This window comes from Actinomycetospora termitidis (genome assembly GCF_030286555.1).
Taxonomy (GTDB): Bacteria; Actinomycetota; Actinomycetes; order Mycobacteriales; family Pseudonocardiaceae; genus Actinomycetospora; species Actinomycetospora termitidis.
In genome coordinates, this window is record NZ_JASVWF010000001.1 from 378069 (window position 1) to 398898 (window position 20830).

General features: G+C 75.4%; 20 protein-coding genes. 9 read left to right on the top strand and 11 right to left on the bottom strand.

Features of this window, described 5'->3' with window-relative positions; all coding sequences use genetic code 11:
• Positions 1-32 precede the first annotated feature (32 nt).
• Both QRT03_RS01890 and QRT03_RS01895 read right to left on the bottom strand, forming a co-directional pair.
• The gene (locus QRT03_RS01890; RefSeq protein ID WP_286050728.1) at positions 33-404 is read right to left on the bottom strand and encodes a hypothetical protein; all 372 of its coding nucleotides are present in this window, start codon (positions 402-404) and stop codon (positions 33-35) included.
• A gap of 135 nt (positions 405-539) precedes the next feature.
• Positions 540-2468: a heparin lyase I family protein gene (locus QRT03_RS01895; RefSeq protein WP_286050729.1), complete on the bottom strand. Its 1929-nt coding sequence runs from the start codon at positions 2466-2468 to the stop codon at positions 540-542.
• A 154-nt stretch (positions 2469-2622) separates the two neighbouring features.
• Here QRT03_RS01895 and QRT03_RS01900 point away from each other — a divergent pair, with 154 nt between their 5' ends.
• The 4 genes from QRT03_RS01900 (at position 2623) to QRT03_RS01915 (ending at position 5871) form a co-directional block, all read left to right on the top strand.
• Positions 2623-3060, top strand: a complete 438-nt coding sequence (locus tag QRT03_RS01900) for a VOC family protein (RefSeq protein WP_286050730.1) — start codon at positions 2623-2625, stop codon at positions 3058-3060.
• A gap of 89 nt (positions 3061-3149) precedes the next feature.
• Positions 3150-4208 (top strand): protein kinase domain-containing protein, encoded by a 1059-nt coding sequence (locus tag QRT03_RS01905; protein WP_286050731.1) that lies wholly within the window; start codon positions 3150-3152, stop codon positions 4206-4208.
• Positions 4205-5440: a PP2C family protein-serine/threonine phosphatase gene (locus QRT03_RS01910; protein ID WP_286050732.1), complete on the top strand. Its 1236-nt coding sequence runs from the start codon at positions 4205-4207 to the stop codon at positions 5438-5440. Before QRT03_RS01905 ends, QRT03_RS01910 begins: the two co-directional genes overlap by 4 nt.
• Positions 5437-5871: an FHA domain-containing protein gene (locus QRT03_RS01915; RefSeq protein WP_286050733.1), complete on the top strand. Its 435-nt coding sequence runs from the start codon at positions 5437-5439 to the stop codon at positions 5869-5871. The genes QRT03_RS01910 and QRT03_RS01915 overlap by 4 nt, the downstream gene beginning before the upstream one ends.
• Here QRT03_RS01915 and QRT03_RS01920 read toward each other — a convergent pair.
• The 4 genes from QRT03_RS01920 to QRT03_RS01935 all read right to left on the bottom strand — a co-directional run bounded on the left by QRT03_RS01920 (position 5852) and on the right by QRT03_RS01935 (position 8830).
• Positions 5852-6295, bottom strand: coding sequence for a GtrA family protein (locus QRT03_RS01920; RefSeq protein WP_286050734.1), 444 nt, complete (start codon positions 6293-6295; stop codon positions 5852-5854). The two genes, QRT03_RS01915 and QRT03_RS01920, sit on opposite strands and share 20 nt — an antisense overlap.
• A gap of 32 nt (positions 6296-6327) precedes the next feature.
• Positions 6328-7425 (bottom strand): decaprenyl-phosphate phosphoribosyltransferase, encoded by a 1098-nt coding sequence (locus tag QRT03_RS01925; protein ID WP_286050735.1) that lies wholly within the window; start codon positions 7423-7425, stop codon positions 6328-6330.
• Positions 7422-7967 carry a phosphatase PAP2 family protein gene (locus tag QRT03_RS01930; protein WP_286050736.1) on the bottom strand — a complete coding sequence of 182 codons (546 nt, stop codon included), beginning with the start codon at positions 7965-7967 and terminating at the stop codon, positions 7422-7424. The genes QRT03_RS01925 and QRT03_RS01930 overlap by 4 nt, the downstream gene beginning before the upstream one ends.
• A gap of 71 nt (positions 7968-8038) precedes the next feature.
• Positions 8039-8830, bottom strand: a complete 792-nt coding sequence (locus QRT03_RS01935) for an HAD family hydrolase (protein WP_286050738.1) — start codon at positions 8828-8830, stop codon at positions 8039-8041.
• A 39-nt stretch (positions 8831-8869) separates the two neighbouring features.
• Here QRT03_RS01935 and QRT03_RS01940 point away from each other — a divergent pair, with 39 nt between their 5' ends.
• From QRT03_RS01940 to QRT03_RS01950, 3 genes are all read left to right on the top strand, one after another.
• Positions 8870-9502 (top strand): endonuclease, encoded by a 633-nt coding sequence (locus QRT03_RS01940; RefSeq protein WP_286050739.1) that lies wholly within the window; start codon positions 8870-8872, stop codon positions 9500-9502.
• A 107-nt stretch (positions 9503-9609) separates the two neighbouring features.
• On the top strand, positions 9610-10857 hold the full coding sequence (locus QRT03_RS01945; RefSeq protein ID WP_286050740.1) for a carboxylate--amine ligase: 1248 nt from the start codon (positions 9610-9612) through the stop codon (positions 10855-10857).
• A gap of 10 nt (positions 10858-10867) precedes the next feature.
• Positions 10868-12373 (top strand): hypothetical protein, encoded by a 1506-nt coding sequence (locus tag QRT03_RS01950; protein WP_286050741.1) that lies wholly within the window; start codon positions 10868-10870, stop codon positions 12371-12373.
• A gap of 6 nt (positions 12374-12379) precedes the next feature.
• Here the strand turns inward: QRT03_RS01950 and QRT03_RS01955 are convergent, their stop codons facing one another.
• The 5 genes from QRT03_RS01955 to QRT03_RS01975 all read right to left on the bottom strand — a co-directional run bounded on the left by QRT03_RS01955 (position 12380) and on the right by QRT03_RS01975 (position 18981).
• Positions 12380-15571 carry an arabinosyltransferase domain-containing protein gene (locus tag QRT03_RS01955; protein ID WP_286050742.1) on the bottom strand — a complete coding sequence of 1064 codons (3192 nt, stop codon included), beginning with the start codon at positions 15569-15571 and terminating at the stop codon, positions 12380-12382.
• A gap of 110 nt (positions 15572-15681) precedes the next feature.
• Positions 15682-16119 (bottom strand): DUF350 domain-containing protein, encoded by a 438-nt coding sequence (locus tag QRT03_RS01960; protein WP_286050743.1) that lies wholly within the window; start codon positions 16117-16119, stop codon positions 15682-15684.
• 46 nt (positions 16120-16165) lie between these two features.
• A complete protein-coding gene (locus QRT03_RS01965) occupies positions 16166-16969 on the bottom strand; it encodes an SCO6745 family protein (RefSeq protein ID WP_286050744.1) in 804 nt (267 codons plus the stop codon).
• 5 nt (positions 16970-16974) lie between these two features.
• The gene (locus QRT03_RS01970) at positions 16975-18144 is read right to left on the bottom strand and encodes a glutathionylspermidine synthase family protein (RefSeq protein ID WP_286050745.1); all 1170 of its coding nucleotides are present in this window, start codon (positions 18142-18144) and stop codon (positions 16975-16977) included.
• A gap of 12 nt (positions 18145-18156) precedes the next feature.
• Positions 18157-18981, bottom strand: coding sequence for a hypothetical protein (locus QRT03_RS01975; RefSeq protein ID WP_286050746.1), 825 nt, complete (start codon positions 18979-18981; stop codon positions 18157-18159).
• 120 nt (positions 18982-19101) lie between these two features.
• On the opposite strand from QRT03_RS01975, the gene QRT03_RS01980 reads away from it, so the two are divergent.
• Both QRT03_RS01980 and QRT03_RS01985 read left to right on the top strand, forming a co-directional pair.
• Positions 19102-20316, top strand: a complete 1215-nt coding sequence (locus tag QRT03_RS01980) for a septum formation family protein (protein ID WP_286050747.1) — start codon at positions 19102-19104, stop codon at positions 20314-20316.
• On the top strand, positions 20313-20660 hold the full coding sequence (locus QRT03_RS01985; RefSeq protein ID WP_286052029.1) for a metallopeptidase family protein: 348 nt from the start codon (positions 20313-20315) through the stop codon (positions 20658-20660). Before QRT03_RS01980 ends, QRT03_RS01985 begins: the two co-directional genes overlap by 4 nt.
• Positions 20661-20830: the final 170 nt, after the last annotated feature.

The window sequence follows — 20830 nt, forward strand, 5'->3', positions numbered from 1 at the left end:
TCCCCCGACCCGGCGCCGACCACCGCGGTGGCCTACGGCGTGCGGTCCGCCCGCGTCGCCGACTGCTCGTACGCCTCGTCCGTGGCCTTGCGGGCCTCCTCGTAGCCCTGCGCGACGGCCGAGTGCCCGTCGTCGTGCGCCTCCGCGACCGCCTCCTGGGCGGCCTTCGCCATCTCGGCCAGTGCGCGCTCGGCCTCGTCGGCCGCCTGCGACAGGTCCGAGCTCGCCCCGTCCGAGGCCGCGTCCGTCGTGGATGCGGCCGTCGTGGATGCGGCCGACGTGGGTGCCGTCGTGGGAGCGGGGGCCTCGCCGGAGAGTCCGGCGCGGTGCCGGGGTGCTTCCTCGGTGGCGGGCGGGCCGGTCTCCGGGGTCGGCCGTCCCCCCGCCGCTGGGGTCGATGTCACTGCGTCTCCGTGCTGCCGTCCGACTCGGGCACTCCCGGCGTCGGGCGCAACCGGTTGCGTGCACCGCTCGTCCCGGCCGGGGGTGGTCCCGGCAGCATGGCACCTTTCCGGCACCCCGGTGACGCCGCCCCCTCCTCAGCGCGGGTAGGCCGCCGCGTAACTGGTCCCGATCCGCCAGTCGTCGAAGAAGAGGGTCCCCGCCTGGCCGATCGCGGTGCTCCGATAGATACCGGTCTTGAGGTAGCTGGTGGTTCCCGGGTAGAGCGTGCCCGCCGGCGGCCGGAACCCGCGGATCGTCTGTTTCCCGTCGACCCAGGTGTCCACGGACCCGCCGCCCTCGGCGAACCGGACGTGCACCACGACCTGCTGCGCCCGGCCCGGCGTCGCCGCGCCCATCGGAATCTCGAAGGGGGCGCCGCGGTCGAAGCCGCCGTCGAGCTGGAACTGGCCCTGCCCCACCTTGACCGACAGCGGCGGCGAGCCGGTGCCCTCGTTCTTCCACTGCGTGATGACCTGCCAGTCCCCGGTGTCCACCGGGAAGCCGGGCGCGAGGGTCACCGAGAAGCCGAAGAACAGGTCGTCCCCGTTGCGCAGCGACCGGAAGTTCGGCTCCAGCTCCGCGCGCTGCCCGCCGCCGGGCATCGAGACCTGCAGGGCCGGCTTGCGCAGCAGGCCGCCGAGCACGGAACCGACCACGCCGGGCGGCGCCGCGCCGACCATGTTCCACGGCGTGGAGCGGTAGTTCGCGAGTCCGCGGGTGAAGTCGGCCTGCCACAGGAGCTTCCCGCCGTCGGGGGCCGGGCCACCCGTCGTCGGGGCGGGCACGCCGGGCGCGGCGCCCGGCGTGCCGGCGAGGAAGCCGACGACGTCCAGGACGACGTCCATCGCTGACCCCGCGGCCGCGACCTGCACGGTGCCCTGCGGACTCACCGGGACCACCGCGAACCCGGGGCGCACCGTCCCCGCCGGGACGACGACGGCGGAGGTCGAGGGGGGCGGCCCGGCGCCCCACACCCCGATCGCGCCGGTCCCCGCCGGGCCGAGCCCGGTGACGTTGAGCAGCACCGACGACACACCCGTCGTCGGGACCCCCGACCGGCCGAGGACGGGCACGGTCCGCGTCCGCCCGGGCGTCAACGGCCCCGTCCCGACGGCGGCCGTCGTCGCGTCCGGTGCGCGGCTGTCGTAGAGCCGCGCCGGCGTCAGGGCCTTCCCGACGGCGGCCGGCACCACGGCGACGAGGTCGGCGAGCACCTCGACGGTGCCCGCCTCGTTCGCGACGGTGATCGACCCGTCGTCGCCGACCGGCACGATCGTCATGTTGGGCAGCGTGTCGCCCGGGACGAGGGTCAGCTGCGGGGCGAACGGACGCGGGCCGCCGGTGCCCCAGGCGCTGACCGTGGTCGGCCGGGAGGCGTCCGTGCCGGTGAGCGAGACCAGCACGGCGGAGCCCGGCGGGGCGGCGGCGAAGCCACGACCGTCGATCGCGACGCGGCGCTGCTCGCCGGGCTGCAGCACCCCCTCCGCCCCGGCACGCGCGTCGAGCACCCGCTGCGGCACCCCGGAGGCCAGCGGGGAGTTCTCCGGGAACCACCCGACGACGTCGACGGTGGCGTCCGTGAGCCCGGTGACGTTGAACAGGCTGACCGCGCCGCCGCCCCCGAGCTTCGTGACGACGGTCTTGGTCACCGGAGCGCCGGACGTGAGCGACAGCGTCGAGGTCGGCGGCCGCGGGGCGTCCTGGGGCCAGAGCGTCATGTAGCTCGAGCCGAACAGCGTCGTCCCGGTGATGTTGAGGACGACCGTGCCCGCACCGGTGTCCGGCACCCCGCCGCGTCCGGCGACGGGGATCGAGACCGTCCGGCCCGGGCCGAGCGGACCGGCCGTCGTGAACCCGCGGTCGACGACCCGGGTCGGCACGCGCGAGTCGAACAGCCGCGCCGCCTGCAGCGGGACGAAGGTGCCCGGCGACGGCGGCGGCGGAGCCGGCTGCGCCGACGCGGGCAGGGCTCCGGCGAGGAGCGCGGTCGCCAGCAGGAGGGGGAGCAGCCAGCGCGTTCTCATGGGCTCCTCGGGTGACGACCGGCCGGACGACCGCCGTCGTCCCCCGATCGGGCGGTGCGGCGCGACGATGCCACACGGGTCGCGGTGACCCGCCGTCAGGGCCGAACGGGAAAGCGGACGCGTCCCGACCGCCATCGGCGCCAGGATGTCCGGTATGAGTCGCGAGGTGCAGGTCACGTTCGACGCCGCCGACCCGGGCGCGCAGGCCGAGTTCTGGGCGGTGGCCCTCGGCTACCGCGTGCAGGAGCCGCCGGGCGGGTTCGCCACCTGGGAGGAGGCGCTCGAGGCGTGGGGCGTGCCGCCGGAGCGGCGCAACGACGCGTCCGCCGTCGTCGACCCCGACGGCACCGGGCCACGGGTCTTCTTCCAGCGCGTCCCGGAGGGCAAGCAGGTCAAGAACCGGGTGCACCTCGACCTGCGCGCGGCCCCGGGTCTGCAGGGCGACGAGCGGATGGCGACGCTCGAGACGGAGGCGGAGCGGCTCGTCGGCCACGGGGCCACACGACTCCTGCGCGTCGACCCCGAACCGCCGCTGATCCCCGGCAACATCGTGATGGCCGATCCCGAGGGCAACGAGTTCTGCCTGGACTGAACCACCTGGTCGCCCCGACACCACGCGGGCGGGCGGGGGTATCGTTCGTGGTCCGCCTGCGGGCGGCGTCGGGGCGAGCGAGGTACGTGGTGGACCGTCTGGAGCCGGTGGGTCGGACGCGCGGGTCCCGGACCGCCCCGCCTCCGCAGCCCCCGCCCTTCCGCACCGACCCGGTCGCGCTGTTCCCCGAGGCGCGCCGGACGTGTCCGGGCTGCGACGCCCCGGTCGGCCGCGGTCGTGACGGCCGGCCCGGCCGCCTGACCGGCACGTGCGCGTTCTGCCGTCGCTCCTTCGACCTGCGTCCCGACCTCGCTCCCGGGACGCTGGTCGCCGACCGGTACCGGCTCGTCGACCTCCTCGCCCGTGGCGGCGCCTGGCTCTACCTCGCCGACGACGAGCGGACCGGCGACCAGGTGGTCGTGGCCCGGCGCCGCGACGACGCCCGGACGCCGGAGCTGCTGCTCGACCACCCGCACCCGGCGCTCGTGGGGCTCCGCGACGTCGTCGACCACGACGGGATGCGCCTGGTCCTCGACCGCCTGCACGGCAGGCCGGCGCGCGGGCCGCTCGGACCCGTCGCTGCGGCGGCGGTGGTCGGCGCGATCGTCCCCGCGGTGACGCACCTGCACCGGCTCGGGCTGCTGCACGCCGACCTGAAGCCCTCGAACGTCCTGGTGACCGTCGACGGGCCGGTGCTCGTCGACCTCGGGTCGGTCCGCCGCATCGACGACCGCGTGAGCGCCGTCTGGGGCACCGACGGGTTCCTGGCGCCCGAGATCGCCCCGGGCGGCGCCGGGCCCTCGATCGCCTCGGACGTCTTCGCCCTCGGCCGCACCCTCGACGTGCTGCTGGGGGCCCCGGTGGCGGCGCACCTCGGACGCCCGCGGGCCCCGACGGACCTCGACCCGGCGATCCGCCGCGCGACCGCGGTCGACCCCGGACTGCGCCATCCCGACGCCCGGAGCTTCGCCGACGACGTGACCCTCGCGCTGCGCGGAACGGGTGCCGGGACCACCCTCCCGGGGCAACCCGCCGATCACGGCGTGGGTGTGCCGGACGGCGGGACCCTCGTGCACCAAGATGGCTCCCTACCGTCCACCGCACCCGTGAACCCTCCACCGTCCGAGACAGGAGCCCTCCCGCCGTGACCGAGTCCTCCGCGCCGCCGTCCCCGACGAACGGCCCCGGCGACCCGGCGTCGGACGACCCGGCGGTCGACCCGGCCGGCACGACGCGCGACCCGGCCGACCCGGACCCCACCGGTGGCGTGCCGGTGCAGTCCGTCGGTCCCGCCGGCTCCGCCGGGGAGCACACCGACCTGCGGGCCGTGCTGGAGGCGACGCGCACCCAGATCGAGACCGCCGACTGCCCGGAGTGCGGCGCGAGCGTCGACGAGGCCCAGGACGTGGTGTGCGGCCGGTGCGGGACGCGTCGTCCCGCCGTCCGCGACCACGTGGAGTTCCGGCTCGGGCCGGCCGCCGCGGTGACCGACCGGGGGCTGCGTCGGCGGCGCAACGAGGACGCGTGCGCGCTGGGGCGGATCGCGACCGGCGACGGCGAGGTGCTGGTGGCGTCGGTGTGCGACGGGGTGGCGTCGGCCCGACGTGGCGACGAGGCGTCGCTGGCGGCGGCGGAGGCCTGCGTGGCGTCGGTGCTGACCCGGATCACGGCCCGTGGCCCGGCGAGCCTCGACGAGCTCGCGGCCGCCGGGGCCGGCGCCGCCGCGGAGGCGGCGGCGGACCTCGTCCGGTTCGGCGACCCGGCGGACCCGCCGGCCACGACCTACACCGGGGCCGTGACCCGCAACGGCTCCGCGGTCGTCTCCTGGGTCGGGGACAGCCGGATCTACTGGCTCGCCGGTGACGGCACCTCGCAGCTGCTCTCCACCGACGACTCGTGGGCCGAGGAGATCGCCGCCGCGGGCGTGATGAGCCGCGAGCAGGCCCACAACGACCGACGTGCCCACGTGCTGACCCGCTGGCTCGGGCACGACTCCCCCGAGGGACCCGCCCGTGCCCGCCGCTTCCGGCCGGCCGGGCCCGGGTTCCTGCTGCTGTGCAGCGACGGGATCTGGAACCACATCCCGGAGGCCGACCGGCTCGCGGCGATCCTCTCGTCCGGCCGGGGGCGCGCCGACGTCCTCGGCGACGCCCGGGCCCTCGTCGACGCCGCCCTCGCCGACGGCGGCTACGACAACGCGACCGTGGCCCTGCTGCCGCTCGATCCCGCCGACGGCGGCGGCGAGTGGGACGCGCGGGCCGACGGCGGCGAGGACACCGGCCCGATCTTGATCCCGCTCGACGCCGAGGCCGACGACGACGTGCGTCGCGACACGACCGCGGAGAACACCGTCGACCCGCCGTCCGACGGGTCCGCGTGACGCGCTGGTGCGCCCGGGTCTGGGCGGACCGGGACCACTACGAGCTCGTGCGCGCGCGGGAGGACCGGTCCGCGCCGGTCCCGGAGTTCCCCGGGGAGCCGCGTGAGTTCACCGTCGACCTGGACGGCGACGAGATCGCGATCGGACGCCGGCCGGTCCCCGACGAGGGACGCGGGAGCGGGGAGACCTCGGCGACCGACCCCGGGATCGACCTCACCGGGCCGCCGCGCGACCCCGGCGTCTCGCACCTGCACGCGGTGCTGCTCGCGGTCGGCGACGACCGGTGGGTGGTGCTCGACGCCGGCTCCACCAACGGCACCACGCTGAACTACGGCGGCGAGCTGCTGACGCCCGGCACGCCGGTCCCGCTCGACGCCGGCGACACGATCCACGTCGGGGCGTGGACCACCATCACCGTCGAACGACGGTGAGCCGCAGGGTCGCGGGGTCCGGGTCCGGCTCCACGACCGGCACCGCGCTCCCCCGGCTCCCCGCCGCCAGCACGAAGCGCGCCGCGAGGAAGCTCGCCGGCACCGCGAGCACCGCCGCCACCAGCGGCGCGATCCGCTCGTCCACGCCGAGTGCCACCAGCGCGACCACGCCGATCGTCGTCGCCGCGATGTTCACCGCCTGCGACGCCGGGTAGAGCACGAAGCGCTGCCACGTCGGGCGCACGCGGAAGGTGAAGCGGCAGTTGAGCAGGAACGAGACGACCATGGCGGCACCCAGCCCGACGACGTGCGCCGTCAGGTAGCCGACCTGCCCCAACACCAGCAGGTAGACCGCGTAGTACGTCGCGGCGTTGACCACACCCACCAGCGCGTAGCGCACGAGGGCGACCAGCGACGACGTCATGACCAGGTGTCCGTCCCCGCGCGGGCGGCGGTTCAGTGGATGGCCGAGGTGGTGACCGCCAGGAACAGCAGCACCGCCCAGCCCAGGCCGAGCACCTGCAGCACCCGGTCCTTGAGCACGATCTCCTCGGGCTCCCCGCCGTTGCCGCCGTCGACGTCGACCGCGTAGCGCAGGATCGCGACCACGAACGGCACCACCGAGATGATCGCCCACATGCTCGGCGGGGTCGGCAGCGCGTTGCGGACCGGCTGCACGCCGATCTGGAAGGCCCACAGCGAGTACGCCAGGATCACGATCGTGGCCGACAGCGACCACACGAACCGCAGGTAGGACGCCGAGTAGCGCTCCAGCGACTTGCGGATCTTCGCGCCGGTCTGCTCGGCGAGCCGCATCTCGGCGTAGCGCTTGCCCGCCGCCATGAACAGCGAGCCGAACGCCATCGTCAGCAGGAACCACGGCGAGAGGTACAGCGAGGCCGCCGCACCACCGGCGATCGCCCGCATCAGGAACCCGGAGCTCACGATGCACACGTCGATGACCGGCTCGTGCTTGAGCCACAGGCAGTACGCGAGCTGGACGACCACGTACACGATCACGACGATCGCGAGGTTGCGGCTCGCGACGAAGCTCAGCGCGATCGACCCGGCGAACAGCACGACCGCGGTCGCGTAGGCGACCGACGGCGGGACGATGCCCGCGGCGATCGGGCGGAACCGCTTCTTCGGGTGCGCGCGGTCGGCCTCGACGTCACGGGCGTCGTTGACCAGGTAGACCCCGGACGCCGCCAGCGAGAACGCGGCGAACGCGATCAGGACCTGGACCCAGACCGACCCCTCGCCCAGCCGGCCGGCCGCGAACGGCGCCGCGAAGACGAGGACGTTCTTGACCCACTGCTTGGGCCGCATCGTCTTGAGCAGGCCCAGCGGCATCGCGAGGGGACCGGACCGGCGCACCGGCACGGCGGTGTCCTCCGGGGCGTCCTCGGGCTCGCGGTTCTCCTCGAGGACGGCCTCGACGGCCTGCTCCTCGGCGGCGGCCTTCTCGGGCTCGTCCGGTCCAGCTCCGCTGCGCTGCGTGTCCTTCCCCTCGGGTCCAGCTCCGCTGCGCTGCGTGTCCTGCGACGTGGTCATCGGGTCCTCCAGCGGCCCAGCCGACCGCGCTCGATCACGCGGCGCGCGGCCAGCGCGCACCCCGCTCCGAGCACGGAACCGGCCAGCACGTCGGTCGGGTAGTGGACGCCCAGCACGAGGCGGGACAGCGCCATCGTCGGGATCACGGCGGCGAGCCCGGCGGCGCCGGGTCGTCCCAGCAGGCTGCCGTAGGCCACGGCGGCCGCGGTGGTGGAGGTGGCGTGCGAGGAGGGGAAGGACAGCCGGCTCGGGGTCCCCACGTGCACCGCGATCCGCGGGTCGTGCGGACGGCGGCGACGGACGATCCGCTTCAGCACGATCGAGGCGCCGTGCGCCCCGGCGACCGCCACCGCCGACGAGGCCCATTCCCGACGACGGGTCGGGTCGAGCGCGGCGCCCGCGGTGCCGATCGCGAGCCACCCGGCGGCGTGCTCCCCGAACAGCGACATCGCGGTCGCGGCCCGCACGACGGCGGGCTGGTCGATCCGGCGCTGGATCGCCACCAGCGCTGCGGCCTCGCGAGACCCGCTCGCGTCCAGCACACGTCCTCCCGCGGCTCCGGTCGATGGCGGATCGATGCTACGCGGGCCTTGACAACGACCCGCACCGAGCCTCAGAACCAGCGTTCGAGGACCATGGCGACGCCGTCCTCGTCGTGGTGCCCGGTGACCTCGTCGGCGGCCGCGACGAGCTCCGGGTGGGCGTTGCCCATCGCCACGCCGTGCCCCGCCCAGCGCAGCATCGCGAGGTCGTTGGGCATGTCCCCGAACGCGACGACCTCGGCGGCGTCGACGCCGTGGTGTGCCGCGGCGAGCGCGAGGCCGTGCGCCTTCGTCACGCCCGGCACCGAGCACTCGACCAGGCCGTGCGACGCCGAGAACGTGACGTCGACCAGATCGCCCAGCCCGTCGCGCACGGCCGCCGCCATCGCGTCGCTGCTCAGGCCCCTCCGCCGCGCCAGCACTTTCACCGCGGGGCGGGCGGCCAGGTCGCCGGCGGCGATCTCGACGTGGTCCGAGCCCGGCCAGGCGGGCTCGTAGGCGGGTTCGCAGCAGAACTCGGGCGCGTCGACCCGCTCCACGGCGAGCCCGGCGCCGGGCAGGGCGGAACGGAGCCGGTCGATCACCTCGGCGAGCGTGTCCACGTCGAGCTCCGCCGCCTCCACCACGCGCCCGCTCCCCGCGTCCCACAGCACGGCGCCGTTGGCGGCGACGCACAGGCCGTGCACGCCGACCGCCTCGCACACCGGCCCGATCCAGCGCGGCGGCCGGCCGGTCGCGATGACCAGCGGCACCCCGCTCTCCGTCATGCGCTCCAGCACGCGCACCAGCCGCGGCCCCGGGCGGTCGTCGGCGCCCAGCAGGGTGCCGTCGACGTCGCTGGCCACCAGGCGCGGAGCTCTCATGCCCCCGATTCTCCGCCTCGCCGTCGGGTAGCCCCTGCCATGACCCGGGAGCAGACCGCCACCGACCTGCTGGACGTCGCCGGCGAGACGTTCGCCGCCGAGGCCGGCATCACCCTCGAGGACAAGCCCGCCCCGCTCTACCGCCTGCTGGTGCTGTCCGTGCTCCTGTCGAGCCGGGTGCAGGCCAAGCTCGGGACGCGGGCCTGCCGCGAGCTCGTCGAGAGCGACCTCGGCACGCCGGACAAGATGGGCGCGGCGACCCACCAGCAGGTCCACGACGCGCTCGACCGCGCGAAGTTCCTCTCGAAGGACCAGACCGCGGACGCGCTGATCGAGGGCGCGCAGCTGGTCACCGACCGGTGGAAGGGCGACCTGCGCGGGATGCGGTCCGAGGCCGACGGGGACGCGGGACGCCTCGCGGACCTGCTCACCGAGGTCCCGCGCCTCGGGCCGGTCGGCGCGAGCATCTTCACCCGGGAGGTGCAGGCGGTCTGGCCGGAGTTCCGGCCGTACCTCGACGGCAAGGCGACCGAGGGCGCGACGGCGGTCGGCCTGCCGCAGGACGCCGACGAGCTGGCCGCCCTCGTGCCGGCCGACGACCTGGCGCGGTTCGCCGCCGCCCTGGTCCGGGCCGGGCTCTCCGACGACGTGGCCGAGCAGGTCGGGACCTGACGCGTCACCCGAGGGGCGGTCGTCCGTCACAGAGGGACAGGACGGCATGATCCGCTCGGACGACGCAGAGCGTGGGGGCGTCCGCCGCACCGACGAAAGCAGGCCTCGTGCTGCTCGACGCCCGACCCGGCGCCGCCCGCCGCCCCGACCTCGACCGCTCCGTGCCGGCCGTCCTGCTGAAGCTCGGCAGCTACCCGTTGCACCACGGTGGTCTCGGCGTGGTCCGCACCCTCGGGCGGTGCGGCGTGGACGTCTACGCGGTCACCGAGGGCCGGTTCACCCCGGCCGCCGTCTCGCGCCACCTCGCCGGCCGCCTCACCTGGCCGACGACCGGCGCCGAGGACCCGTCCGAGCTGGCGGAGGGCCTGCACGCCATCGCACGGACGATCGGCCGGCGCGCGGTGCTCGTGCCCACCGACGACGAGAGCGCCGTCGCGGTCGCCGAGCTGGGCGACGAGCTCGCCGACGACTTCCTCTTCCCGCGCTGCGCCGACCCCGGGCTGCCGCGGCGCCTCGCGAGCAAGGAGGGGCTGCACGAGGTCTGCGTCCGCCACGGCGTCCCGACGCCCGCGGCGGTGGTGCCGACCTCGCTCGCCGAGGTCGAGGAGTACGCCGCGCACGGCACGTTCCCGGTCGTGGTGAAGAGCCGCGCCCCGTTCGAGCGGCACCGCCGCCCGTCGGTGCGGTCCTCGACCGTGGTCCGGGAGCCCGACGAGCTGCGCGCGCTGGCCCGGGACTGGAACGACAGCGACCCGTCGGTGATCCTCCAGGAGTACCTGCCGCGGGAGTCCTCCGAGGACTGGGTCGTCCACGCGTACGCCTCCCCGACCGAGGACCCGGTGCTCTTCACCGGCGTGAAGCTCCGGTCGTGGCCGCCCCACGCCGGCATCACGACGGCGGGTCGGGCCCGGTGGAACCCGGAGCTCGCCGAGCTGGCCACCCGGCTGTTCACCGCGACCGGCTTCCACGGCATCGCCGACCTCGACGTCCGCCGCGACCTGCGCGACGGCCGCTACAAGCTCGTCGACTTCAACCCGCGCGTCGGCGCCCAGTTCCGACTGTTCGAGGACGCCGCCGGGATCGACGTGGTCCGCGCGCAGCACCTGTCGCTGACCGGGCGGCCGGTCCCGCGCGCGCCGTTCCCCGAGGGCCGGGCGTTCGTCGTGGAGGACTTCGACTACGTGGCGCGGGTCGCGTACCGGGGCGACCGCACCGACGGGCCGGCCCCCGCGGGCCGCTCCCCGCTCGCCGAGCACGCGTGGTTCGCGCTCGACGACCCGCTGCCGGTGGTGCCGATGGTGCTGGGCCGCGCGCGCCCGGTGCTGTCGCGGGTCGCGCGCCGGGTCACCGGCTAGATTCGCCGCCGTGGGAGCGGCCCGGGACACGACACGCACCGGCACGCCGCTCCACCGACGCCCGGACCTGCTCGCCGCCGTGGGCGGCGCCGTGGCCGGGGCCGCCCTCTTCCTCCTCGCCCACCGCGGGATGCCGGACGACTCCTACATCACCCTGGACTACGCGCGGAACCTCGCCCTGCACGGCCACTGGGGGCTCACGCCGTTCCGGGACGCGAACTCGGCCACCTCGCCGCTGAACGTCTGGCTGCTCGCGGCCGGCATCCTCGTCACCGGCCGGCCGGTGGTGGCCGCCGGGATGGTCCTCGTCCTCGCCACGGCGGCGCTCGGATGGTGGTCCGCGGGACTCGCGCGGCAGGTGGGCGTGCGGGGTCGGGTGCTCGTCCCGCTCGTCGTGGGCCTGACCGTGACCTCGCCGATCTTCGCGAGCGTCGTCGGGATGGAGTCCTTCCTCGGTGCCGCAGCGCTGCTCGGCGTCGCCCGCTACGCCGCCGCACGCCGGTCGGTCGCGGCCGGGGCCGTCCTCGGGCTCGCCGTCCTGACCCGACCGGACCTCGCCGTGCCGGGGCTCGTCGTCCTCGTCGCCCTGCTGGTCGGCCGGACCCCCGCCGCGTGGCGCGCGCTCGTGCCGGCGTTGGCGACCACCGTCGTCGTCGCGCTCCCGTGGCACCTGTGGTCCTGGTTCGTGCTGGGCGGCTTCGTGCCGGACACGCTCGTGATCAAGACCGGTGGGGCGTTCCCGAACGGCGAGGTCTTCGGCAACGGCCCGTCGTTCTACCTCGACCGGTGGCCGGTGCCCACGGCCCTGATGGCCGCGGTGGTCCTGACGGGGCTGGTCGGGCTGGCGCGGTCGGTGGGGTCGGTGCTCCGCGGTCGGCACGCCCCGGTCGACCGCGTGGTCGTCGCGTGCGGCGTGGCCGGGCTGGCGCACTACGCGGTGTACGCGGCGATGGGGGTGTCGTCGTACCTCTGGTACTACTGCCCGTCGTTGTTCCTGCTGACGGTCTGCACGGCGCTGTTCGCCGCCGACCTGGCCAGCCGCCGCTCGGGCGCGGCGCTCGCCCCGGCGCTCGCCGTGGTGGCGGGGACGGCCCTCGGGATCGGGCTGGTGGGCCCGCTGCCGTGGGCCCAGCCGGTGATGTTCGGCAACTGGGCGACCGCGGCGCAGTACCTCGACGCGGGCCGGGGGCTGGGTGCGGCGCTGCCCCCCGGGCGGAGCGTCTCGGCCCCCGGCGAGATCGGGGCACTCGCCTACGGCTGCGAGTGCGACATCGTCGACGTGTTCTCCGACCACGACCGCGTGGTCGCCCTCGCGGCCGAGCGGGCCCGCACGGCCGGCCCGGTGACCCGGGCCTTCCTGCAGGTCAACTACCTGTTCTCGGACTCCGACCCGGCCCGGCCCACCGACCTGCACCTGCGGTGGCGGGAGGGCACCGGACCCGGCTGGCCGACGAACGTGCCCGGCCGCGGCCCGGGGCGGCTCGTCTTCGAGGCGGAGCCCCTCGACCCGGAGTAGCCGGTCCTAACCGACCGCGCCCTGGTACTGGACGTCGTCGTAGCCCTCCTCCGCGAGCGTCGGGCCGCGCTCCCAGCCCGGCGTCGAGCGCGTGCCGGAGGAGACGTCGACGAGGCCGGCGGGACGGTCGCGGACCACCAGGTCGACGCGCCCCCACGGCTTCGTCCGCGGTCCCCCGGGCTGGACGGCGGTGGCCAGGCGCACGTACGTGGAGTTCGCGTCGTCGAACCGCCACGCCCCGCCCCGCTCGGGCTTGTCCTGGAGTCCCCAGTAGCTCTGCCCGAGGTCCTCGTCGGCGTGGATGCGGACCTGCGGCGCCGGGGCGATCCCGCGGGCGACGGCGGCCTGGTCGACGCACGGCCACAGCACGGCCGACATCTGGTCGACCAGCACCGACCGCCCGTCCAGCACCTCGCCGATCGGGCGCGGCACCCCCAGGCGCGGCGCGGCGACGGCGACCCGGTCCTCGCCGAGCGACGCCCCGGGCTCGACCACGACGCGGACGAATCCCGGACGGACCGGCTGGTCCACCAGGGACACCGGCCGCTCCTGCCAGGTCCGGCCGTCGGCGTTCGGCAGCGGCTCGATCTCCCGCCGCCCGCCGACCCGCACACCGTCCGGGGCCCCGCGCCCGAACTCGACCACCACACGTTCGTCGGGGGACCCGGACAACAGCACCGGGACCACGACGTCGGTCGCGTCGCCGTCGGCCGGGACCGGGTACCAGCCGGTGACGAGGCCGCCGCGCCCGCTCGACGTCGGGGTCGCGTCGTGCCACACGGGGCCGAGACCGGGGACCGGACGGGGGATCGGCACCCGTGCGCCGTCGACCATGTCCCCCTCCGTGACGGCGGGGCCGGTGGGCCGGCCGAGCGGGACGGAGGCGGGCCCCAGGTACGTCACCTCGTCCTGCAGGCCGCACGGGGTGCCGCGCACGACGTCCTTGGTGTTGCCGAGCGCAACCGTCCACCCCGGGTACTGGGTGGCCGGGGCGAAGACGAAGACGCCCAGCATCCCGACGACGAGCGTCAGGCAGGCGACCGCGAGCACCGCCCGGTCCGGCTCGGGCCGGGGCAGGCGCCGCTCCGGCCAGCGTCGCGCGGACCAGCCCGCCCAGGCCGCCGCGAGGACCGCGACCGCGATCCAGACGAGGGGGTTGCGCAGGAACACCGGCCCGAGGTGCGGCGCGAGCAGGTTCTGGCTCAGCGGGGTGGGCGCGGGGTCGGCGTGCGCGCCGAAGGGCTGGCCGCGGTCCGAGTACGGCGTCCACACGTTCCAGCCGGCGAAGGTCACGGAGGTGACGACGACGAGCACGGCCAGCCCGACCGAGGTCGCGAGCGCCCGCTCCCGACGGGGCAGGGGCGCGCGCAGCAGCGCGACCGTGAGCAGGACCGTGCCCGCCGCCCCGACCGCCGGGAAGTGCAGGACCCACTTCGTCGGACTGGCCGCCACGAGCGCGAACGCGATCGCACTCGTGGCCGCGGAGTGCAGCAGGAGCCGGCGCAGGTCGTCGTCGTCGGGACCCCGCAACGCGCTGCCCGCGGCCACCACGACCGTCACCCCGAGCGTCAGCAGGATCGGCCCGCGCCCGCCCCACGACGTCCGGCCCGGCGAGAGCAGGGTCTGGTAGTGCGTGAGCTCGTCGTACCAGGGGACGGTGTTGTAGTAGTACGCGTGCACGGCGGACGCCTCGACGACGTCGGCGAAGGACGCGTCCGCGAAGGCGATCGGCACCGCGACCGACAGGGCCGCCGCGAGGACGGCGAGGCCCACCAGACGCTCCGCCGCGGTCGAGGCCCGGATGCGGGGCCACCAGCGCGGCAGCTCGACCAGCAGCGGCGCCGCCGCGACGAGACCGGTGGGCGAGCACGTCAGTGACAACGCCGCGACGGCGATCCCCAGCGCGTACAGCAGCGGCGCCTCGCGCAGGCGGGCGAGCTCGGCGAGCAGGAGCACCACGACCGACAGCAGCACGATCAGCGGCTCGGGGCGCAGCGTCAGCCCGAACGGCAGCCACCACACCAGGTGCCCGACGAGCAGCGCCCACGGCACCCGGGACGCCCGGATGCGGGCGTTCCGCAGCGCGAGGGCCAGGTAGACCCGCAGCAACGCGTACGCGAGGAGCCCGAACGCCAGCGGGAGCACGCGCATCCACACCAGCGACCAGCCGCCGAGCGTGCCCCACAGCTGCATCAGGTACTGCGAGGCGACGAACGGGTTCTCCGTCACGTTGAACATGTAGACGGCGTTGCCCAGGTAGCCCGAGACCCCGGCGTCCCGCGACATGAGCGGGTACCAGCTGTCGTCGAAGTTCATCGGGCCGAGGACCACCCACGCCCCGGACACCACGACGACGACCGCGTCGGCCCCCGAGAGGTGGCGGCGCAGGACCGACCAGGCGTGCCGCCGGCCCTGCCACCAGCGCCGGACCGCCGGGCCGTGGTCACGCGTGAGCAGGACGAACAGCACGACGAGCGCGAGGACGTGGGCGATCAGCAGCACCGTCTTGACCGGGCCCGGCCGCGAGGCGTAGCGGTCGTCGGGCTCGATCGTGACCCGCGGGGAGGCGCCCGGGGCGACGGCGCTGGTGGTCAACTCCGAGACCTGCGGCGGGGCGATGTCGGCGCAGGTGCCGCAGGCCAGGGGCAGAGGTGCGCCGTCGAGGGTCGCGCGCAGGCCGTCGGCGCCGCTGCGGAGGGCGAGCTCGCAGTCGCCGGGGTCGGGCGAGCGGAGCGACGGGGATTCGAGGACCGGCAACGGGGTGGAGAGCATCCGTTCGCCGGAGACCACCACGTCCACCCGGCCCGCGGCGGCGGAGACGACCAGGCCGCCGGCGGCGACGCGGTCGGGGGTGGCCCCGGGGTCGCGGTCCTCGGGGGCGACGGCCCTCGTCTGCCACGCCGGCACGGCGCCGGCCGGCATCGTGCGCAGGACGTCGCCGCCGGCCCGCAGGGCGGCGCAGGGGATCGTGACGTCGAGCGACGCCGGGCGGGGCGGGCTCAGCGACAGGGTCGTCGACCCGACGGGCTCGCCCGCGGCCGGCCAGGACACCGTGGTCACGTCGCTGGTGACCGGGGCGAACGGCACCGCCAGGCCGAGCACCACCGTCACCAGGGCCCAGACCAGGACGGCGACCGGACGGGTCCGGGCGGGGGTCTCGTCCTCCGCCGGATCCGCGGGCCTCAGCGCCGCCGTCATCCGCCCACCCCGGCCTCTCCCCGAGCACCTCCACCACTCCGGTCGCCGAGCAGCCTAGGACCGGGCGGTGGGAGTCACTCGAACGGCACGCCGGTGGTGACGCTGTGCGCTCAGATGATGGCGACCGCGACCACGAGGCCGAGCGCGACGTGCATGCCGGCGATCATCGCGGAGACCGGGGTGTAGCCCTCGTCGTGCAGGCACGCGCCCACGTCGAGCCGCGACACCGCCTCCAGCCCCCGGACCGCCGCGACCTGGGCGATGATCCCGACCAGGCCGAACACCAGGGTGTTGACGATGCCGGTGAGGATGCCGCCGCCGGAGACGTAGATGGCGGTGACGACGATCAGCGCCATCGACACCAGGCCGGACGCGGCGACCACGACGGCGTTCGGGCGACCCTCGCGCACCAGCGCACGCAGGTCGCCCGGGGTGGTCAGGTCGATGGCGAAGTAGCCGACGTACATCAGCACCGCCCCGATGACCGCGTAGATCGCGATCAGGCCGATGCCCGAGAAGAGGGTCGGGAAGAAGTCGGGCGTGAACACGCGGGGCTCCCAGCGGGTGGTCCAACCGGACGAAAGGGGCGCCAGACTAGCGGGTCAGGCCGATCGGGTTGATCCCCGGGACGACCTGCCAGCAGGCCTCGGTCACCGGCGCCAGCAGCGTGGCCAACCGCTCGGTGCGCTCCGCCCCGAGCGCGGCCCACGGGCCGACGGCCGCACGGTCGGTGGCGTCCTCGACGGCGGCGTGCAGCGCCGCGGCCTCCTCGGGCGAGTACCGCGCCCGGGCCGCCTCCCACCTGTCGTCGGGAAGGCGCCGTCCGAGCCGCAGGTCGCGCTCCGGGGACTCGCCCGCGAGCACCTTGAGCACGTGCGACTCGACCGGCGACACCCCGTGCACGGCCAGCGCCGCGAGGTGCCCGTCGCCCCGGTGCTCGCGCAGGGTCGTGGTCGCCTGCCAGAGCGCCAGGTGCGGGTCCGCGGGCCGGGGCAGCGCCCGGTTCGCCGCGCCGAGGACGCGGCCGGCGTCCTCGCACGCCCGCGAGGCATCCCAGGCGAGGTCGGCGGCCTCGCTCATCGACCCGGCGTCGGGAAGACCGTCCAGGTCGCGGAACGCGGCGTCGATGCCGCGCAGCCGGCGCTCGAGGGCGACCCCCGGCGTGACCGCGACCCCTTCCAGGGCGTCAGCGATCCGGTCCGGGGCGAACCCGCCGAACGCGGCCGTGATCACCGGGGACGGGACCGACCCGAGCGGCGCCGCGCGCTGGGCCACGTAGCGCGACCAGAACGACGGACCCAGGTCCTCGGTGGCGCGCAGCGACCCGGGCGCGAAGTAGATCAGCGCGTGCACCGGCTCGAACAGCCGCCACATCCGCCGGGCGACGTGCTCGGCCACGGGTCTCAGTCCGGGATCCGGTGCGGCACGAACGCCGCGCCGTTGTCCGTCACGAGCCCCGCGGACTCCCGGATGCCCATCCCCGCCGCCTCGTCCCCGACGATCCAGGCGCCGAGCACGGGGCGGTAGCCGTCGAACTCGGGCAGCGGGTCGAACAGCTGGTAGACGTAGCCCTCCTCGCCGTACACCCCGCCGGTCTCGACGACGGGTTCCCCGGCGCCGGCCACGATCTGCACGTTCGCGCCCTCGCGGCCCAGCAGCGGCTTGCGGACGTACTCGGTGAGGAACCCCGGGTCGTTCAGCGAGGCCGGCAGCAGGTTCGGGTGGCCCGGGTACATCTCCCAGAGCACCGCCAGCAGCGCCTTGTTCGACAGCAGCGTCTTCCACAGCGGCTCCACCCACTGCGTCTCCGGGAGGCTCCGGGTGACGTGCTTGCCGAAGTCGTCGCCGAGGATCCACTCCCAGGGGTAGAGCTTGCAGACGCAGTTCATCGGGGCCTCCTCGAGGTCGACGAACCGGTCCAGCGCGGAGTCCCACCCGATCTGCTCGATCGCGAGGCCCACGGTGTCCAGGCCGGCCTCGGCGGCGGTCTCCTGCAGGTAGGCCGTGGTGACGTGGTCCTCACCGGTCGTCTCCGCCTGCGACCAGCAGAAGTGCACCTCCTGGCGCGGCAGGTCGGCGGCGATCGTCGACCACTGCGCCACGAGCTTCTCGTGCAGCCCGTTCCACTGGTCCTGGTCGGGATACACGTCCTTCAGCCAGTACCACTGGCAGATCGACGCCTCGAGCAGCGAGGTGGGGGTGTCGGCGTTGTACTCCAGCAGCTTGGCCGGCCCGGAACCGTCGTAGCGCAGGTCGAAGCGGCCGTAGAGGTGCGGGTCGTGCCGCTTCCACGAGGCGGCGACCTGCTCCCAGCTCCACTCGGGCAGCGCGAAGTCCCGGAAGCGCTCCGTGGTGACGACGTGGTCCACCGCCTCCAGGCACATCGAGTGCAGGAGCTCGACGTCCGCCTCGAGGGAGAGGATCTCGGCCATGTCGAAGACGTAGTGCACCGACTCGTCCCAGTAGGGGCGGGTGCCGTTCGCACTCGTCGTCGCGGGCGTGCCGAAGACGAGCCCCTGCTCCTCGATCTTCTGACGCCAGTCCGGGCGGGGGGTGGAGCGTTCGCGTCGCACGGGGAGAGCTTGTCAGCTACCCGAGCTGGAGCTGCCGCCGGAGGAGCTGCCCGACGAGCCGCGGGAGCCCGAGCCGCTCGTTCCCGACGACGAGCCGCTGACGCCCAGGCCGCCGCGGCTGACGGTGCCGCTGCTGCCGTTCGACGTCCCGACGCTGGAGCCGGAGCTGCCGCGCAACGCGGTCCCGCTCGCCGGCGGGTTCGTGGTGCCGCCGCTGACCCGGCTGCCGACCGGCGCGTTGGAGCCGTAGTTGTAGTGGTACTGGCCGCCGCCGAACCCGCCGATGAAGATCGGGACGAACGCGCCACCGGAGTTGTAGTACCCGCCCTGCTGGACGCCGCTGGAGCACTGGCTGTCGTCGACGACCACGCCGTTCTGGTCGACGCACTGCGCCGTCGTCTCGTCGTCCCCCGAGGAGGCGGCGTAGGCGATGGCGACGATCGCGACGATCCCCACGGCGACGCCGCCGCCGATGAGGACCCGCTTGCGGATCTTCGACTTGCGCTGTTCGGCGGCGGCCGCGGCCTCCTCCTGGGCCCGGCGACGGCGCTCGGCCTCGCGGCGGGCGCGCTGCTCGGCGACCGTGGGCTCGCGGGGCGTGGTGGTCTCCGGGTCCTGGTAGCGGATGCCCCCGCGGCGCTTCTCGACGTCGGCGTGGATCGTCGGGTCGTCGGCCGGGCTCTCGCTCCGGGTCCACTCCGGCGCGGACCTCTCCGTGGTCTCGTCGGGTGACCCGGCGGTGCCGTCGGCCGCGGTCGGCGTGCCGGCGGGCGGCGTCGGTTCGTCACCGTCCGCACCGTCGGGTCGGCGGTGGGAGCCGCCCGGCTCGTCAGTCATGTCGTCACCCCTCCGCAGCCGCCCGGAGCTCCGCTGCGCGTCGTCACCAGCATCCCACCATCGGTGCCGTCGTCCCCCCATCAAGGGGACGAGTCCGGCACGCGGCATGATGTCAGCACCATGCTCGTACGGGAACGTCCGTCCTCCGGGCGAGGGGACGGCGACAGCGAAGACGCGTCCGCGGACCAGGGCCACGCCGGGCGGCGCCTCATGGCGCGCCGGGGCGTGGTCGGGGTGCTCGTGGGCGCGCTGATCATGCTCCTGGCCGCCTCCGCGCTCGCGGCGACCGGCTCCAACCTCGGCTTCCTGGGCCTCGCCTCGGACGAGCGGGGCTCGTCGGGGGTGCTGGGCGGCTCGAGCACGGGCCCGTCGGAGGACCGGGACGAGCTCCCGTCCACGCCGGGGACCTGCCTGAACTGGACGACGGCCGACGGCTCGGACGTCTCGCAGGTGCCGTGTACGCAGTCCCACCTGTTCGAGACGGCGGGCCCGGCGCAGGCGGCCCTCCCCGAGGGCGCGCCGTTCCCGGCCGACGCCGCGTGGCAGCAGCTGGTGGCCACGCAGTGCGCGCCGCTGGTGCAGAGCTACCTGGCCAAGCCGCTCGACCCGACCGGCCGCTACAAGGTCGGGGCCCTCAAGCCGACCCAGGCGGCCTGGGAGGACGGCGACCGCACCGTCCGCTGCGGGCTCCAGGCCCCCGGGCGGTCCGGGGCGCTGTTCGCCTCGACCGGCAAGGTCGCCGACGCCGACCAGGCCGTCGTGTTCGACCCCGGGACGTGCCTCGGCCTGGCGGGCAAGGAGGTGTCCGACCCGGTGTCGTCGTGCACGCGGACGCACGCCGCGGAGGTCGCGGGCACCGTCGATCTCGGCTCGAAGTTCCCGAACGGCCTGCCGTCGGTGGACGACCAGGACAACTTCCTGCAGCCCGAGTGCACCAAGGTCGCGCAGGCGGCGGTGGGCGCGCAGAAGCTGACCGACTCGAAGCTCACCGTGTACTGGACGAACGTCAACCAGGCGTCGTGGGACGCCGGCACGCGCCGGGTCAGCTGCAACATGGGCTCGCTGCTCGCCGACAACTCCGGCTTCGCCCCCCTCACGGGCGCGGTGAAGGACGGCGTGACGATCGGCGGCGAGGCCCCGGCCTCCGCCGACCCGCTGCCCCCGGCCGGGGCCCCCGCGGCCGCCGAGCCGTCGGCGACCTCGACCGCGCCCAGCACCGACCCGGCCGCCCCCGCGGCGCCGACCCAGCAGCCCGGCCTCCAGCTGCCCCCGCTGCTGCCGGGTCTCGGTCAGCAGCCGCAGCAGACGCCGGCCGCCCCGGCTCCGGGCAACTGACCGACGTCGGCCCCGAGCGCTTCGAGGAGCTGGTCGGCGAGGCGCTCGACGAGCTGCCACCGGAGCTCCTGCGGGCGATGGACAACGTGGTCGTGCTCGTCGAGGCGCGGCACCCGGAGGAGCCGGATCTGCTCGGGCTCTACGACGGCGTCGCGCTCACCGAGCGCACCAGCGACTACGGCGGTGTGCTGCCCGACCGGATCACGCTCTACCGGGATGCCCTGCAGGAGTCGTGCGCGGACGAGGACGAGCTGCGCGACGAGGTGGCGGTCACCGTGGTCCACGAGATCGCCCACCACTTCGGGATCGACGAGGAGACGCTGCACCGGCTCGGGTGGGGGTAGGTCGCCCGCGCGTCCGAGGCGTTGCGTCGCGCACACGGCCGGGCCGGGCCGCCTTCCCCCGCACCCCCGTTGCGCGACGCACACGGCCGGACCGGGCCGCCGTCCCCCGCACCCCCGTTGCGCCAAGCACACAGCCGGACCGGGCCGCCTTCCCCCGCACCCCCGTTGCG

Bases quoted from the DNA above. Each gene is read 5' to 3' on its own strand.
- QRT03_RS01895 (WP_286050729.1), bottom strand. From the start codon at position 2,468: ATGAGAACGCGCTGGCTGCTCCCCCTCCTGCTGGCGACCGCGCTCCTC.
- QRT03_RS01900 (WP_286050730.1), top strand. From the start codon at position 2,623: ATGAGTCGCGAGGTGCAGGTCACGTTCGACGCCGCCGACCCGGGCGCG.
- QRT03_RS01920 (WP_286050734.1), bottom strand. From the start codon at position 6,295: ATGACGTCGTCGCTGGTCGCCCTCGTGCGCTACGCGCTGGTGGGTGTG.
- QRT03_RS01925 (WP_286050735.1), bottom strand. From the start codon at position 7,425: ATGACCACGTCGCAGGACACGCAGCGCAGCGGAGCTGGACCCGAGGGG.
- QRT03_RS01935 (WP_286050738.1), bottom strand. From the start codon at position 8,830: ATGAGAGCTCCGCGCCTGGTGGCCAGCGACGTCGACGGCACCCTGCTG.
- QRT03_RS01940 (WP_286050739.1), top strand. From the start codon at position 8,870: ATGACCCGGGAGCAGACCGCCACCGACCTGCTGGACGTCGCCGGCGAG.
- QRT03_RS01955 (WP_286050742.1), bottom strand. From the start codon at position 15,571: ATGACGGCGGCGCTGAGGCCCGCGGATCCGGCGGAGGACGAGACCCCC.
- QRT03_RS01975 (WP_286050746.1), bottom strand. From the start codon at position 18,981: ATGACTGACGAGCCGGGCGGCTCCCACCGCCGACCCGACGGTGCGGAC.
- QRT03_RS01980 (WP_286050747.1), top strand. From the start codon at position 19,102: ATGCTCGTACGGGAACGTCCGTCCTCCGGGCGAGGGGACGGCGACAGC.